The sequence below is a fragment of the Streptomyces lancefieldiae genome, from assembly GCF_031845825.1.
GTDB classification, from domain to species: domain Bacteria; phylum Actinomycetota; class Actinomycetes; order Streptomycetales; family Streptomycetaceae; genus Streptomyces; species Streptomyces lancefieldiae.
Genome location: NZ_JAVRFH010000185.1, coordinates 1 through 2299, shown reverse-complemented (window position 1 = coordinate 2299; position 2299 = coordinate 1). Strand labels below are relative to the sequence as shown.

General features: G+C 70.3%; 3 protein-coding genes and 1 pseudogene. All 4 read left to right on the top strand.

Annotated elements, in window-relative coordinates; all coding sequences use genetic code 11:
* Positions 1–393: pseudogene (locus RM812_RS41415) on the top strand (hypothetical protein); the annotation flags it as partial.
* Between the two features lie 130 nt (positions 394–523).
* Entirely contained in the window at positions 524–1297 is a 774-nt protein-coding gene (locus RM812_RS41410; protein WP_311586075.1) for a PIG-L deacetylase family protein, read from the top strand.
* A gap of 49 nt (positions 1298–1346) precedes the next feature.
* A complete protein-coding gene (locus RM812_RS41405; protein ID WP_311586073.1) occupies positions 1347–1892 on the top strand; it encodes an NUDIX domain-containing protein in 546 nt (181 codons plus the stop codon).
* A gap of 28 nt (positions 1893–1920) precedes the next feature.
* On the top strand, positions 1921–2299 hold a 379-nt coding region (locus RM812_RS41400; protein ID WP_311586071.1), incomplete at its 3' end, for a GFA family protein.

Sequence of the window (2299 nt, the reverse complement as noted above, 5' to 3'; positions counted from 1 at the left end):
GACGGGTACGGCCGCCATCTCACGGAGGACGAGAGGGCGCGCCTGCTGGTGGAAGCGGTCCTGGACGCGGTGTCCGGGCCGCCGCGGCTGCTGGCGGCGGTGTTCGGCTTGCCTGGGCCCGGGTTCCCGTCATCGACCGTCACCTTCGTGTTCGACGGTGGACGGCTCACCGACGAGCAGGTTGCGGGCATCGTCCTCGCCCCCGAGGAGCACGACGAGGTACGGGCGCTGCCGCTGGAGCAGTGGCGGGCGTTGATGCCGGAAGGGGACTTCGACCGGCTGACGGCCGTCATGGAGGCTCGTCGGAGTGGAGTAGCGGCCTACGTCGGCGCCTGGGACTGGGACACCGGACCGGACGGTCCTGTCATGCACGCCGAGGAGGCGGCACAGTGAGCACAGCAGCGTCAGCACCGGGCCGGGACGACCGCTCCCTGCCCGCCGCCTACTGGGAGCCGCTCTGGGCAGGCGGCCGCCGAGAACCTGACCTCTCTCCCATCCACCGCTTCGAGGAGACCTCTTCGCCATGAACCACCCGTCCCGCCCCTCGCTGCTGGCAGTGTTCGCGCACCCTGACGATGAGAGCCTCCTAGCCGGCGGTGTGCTCGCGCAGCACCACGCCGCCGGCGCCCGCACAGCGGTCGTCACCGCCACCTGGGCCCCCGACAGCCGCCGAGCGCCCGAACTCGCGGACGCCCTCGCCGTCCTGGGCGCCGGCACCCCACGCCTGCTCGGCTACAACGACGCCCGCAACCCCGAGGCCGCCCCCGGCCAGCCCCGGCTCGTTGACGCTTCCCTCAACGAGGCCATCGGCCGCCTCGTCGCCCACATCCGGGACTTCCGCCCCGACATCGTCGTCACCCACGACGCGGTCGGCCAGCTGACCGGCCATCCCGACCACGTACGCACCCACCAGATCACCCTGCTCGCCGTCGAAGCCGCTGGCCTCGCCCACCTGCACCCCGAAGCGGGCCCGCCCTGGCAACCAGGCGCGCTGTACGCCGCCACGCACCCCGAGTCCGGCGTCGGGTTACTCCGCCCTCTGCTCAAAGAGGTGGGAAAGGAGGTGCTCGCGGTGCCGGACTCATACGTGACTACGAGCGTCGACGTCACCCCCTGGGTCGATGCGAAGTGGCGGGCAATTTTGGCGCACCGCGGGGAGGTCGCTCGCGAGCGGCCTCTTCCCGGCATCCTCGCCCGCCTCCCCCAACCAGACCGCACCCAGATCATCCGGACCGAACACTTCACCCGCCTCATTCCCGGCCCCACGAAGGGCGACCCGACCCAGCTGACCACCTGACCCCCGCCACACTTCACTGCCTACAGCAAACCGCCGCGATCGGAGAGAGATGACCACGACTTCCGCCCCCGACGAACGTCCCGCCGTGGCGATGAGCGATGAGGCGTACGGGGCACTACGCACGTCGGCTGCCCTGTGGGCCGGCACTTCCGTATTGATCACCAATCGGCGCGGTCAGGTCGTGGTCCAGCGTGTCAGCTACCGGCCCACTCGCCTGCTTCCCGGCGGCACCCCAGAACCCGAAGACGGCGGCGATCCCGTGGCCACCGCCGTCCGCGAAGCCCGCGAGGAGGCCGCAGCGGAGCTCGCCGGCACTCGGTACCTCGGGTACCTGTCGGACCCGGACGGCCCCTGTGCGCGAGTCCGCTACGCCGCCTCCCTCAAGAGCCTCGCCGCCGCCCGGGCCGATCCGGCTACCGGCCGTACCTATGTCCGCATCCTGGCCACCCCCGAGCAAGCCCTGGAGTTCTTCGACTGGGGACCATCCGCGGCAGAGGAGCAGGTTGCAGCTGCGCATCAGGCCCGAGTCCTCCTCGGCATCCCCAAGGCCAGTCACCAGCCCGTTACCGAACTCCCCAACCCCACCTCCTGGTAGCTCCCCAACCCCACGAATCGAGAAGCCGATGAACGCCACCCCCACCACCGACACCCAGCGAACCGAGTCAGCCGAGGGGCGCACCGGCGGCTGCCTCTGCGGTCGCATCCGCTTCACTGCCCAGGGACCGGCAGTCTTCCCCCACACCTGTGAATGTGAGCACTGCCAGAAGCTCGGCGGGTCACCCGTGATGTGGTGGGTGGGTTTCAAGACGATCACCTGGATCGGCGAGGGTGGCGAGCCGACCTGGTACGAGACCTTCCGCGGTGAGGCGAAGCGTGGCTTCTGCCCGACCTGCGGCAGTCGCCTCGCGGCAATCGACAGCGACATCTCAGAGGTCGGCATCAACGTCACCGCTCTCGACGACACCAGCGGCCCAGACCTCGTGCCGATCCACGCGTCCTTCC

Bases quoted from the DNA above. Each gene is read 5' to 3' on its own strand.
- RM812_RS41405 (WP_311586073.1), top strand. From the start codon at position 1,347: ATGACCACGACTTCCGCCCCCGACGAACGTCCCGCCGTGGCGATGAGC.
- RM812_RS41410 (WP_311586075.1), top strand. From the start codon at position 524: ATGAACCACCCGTCCCGCCCCTCGCTGCTGGCAGTGTTCGCGCACCCT.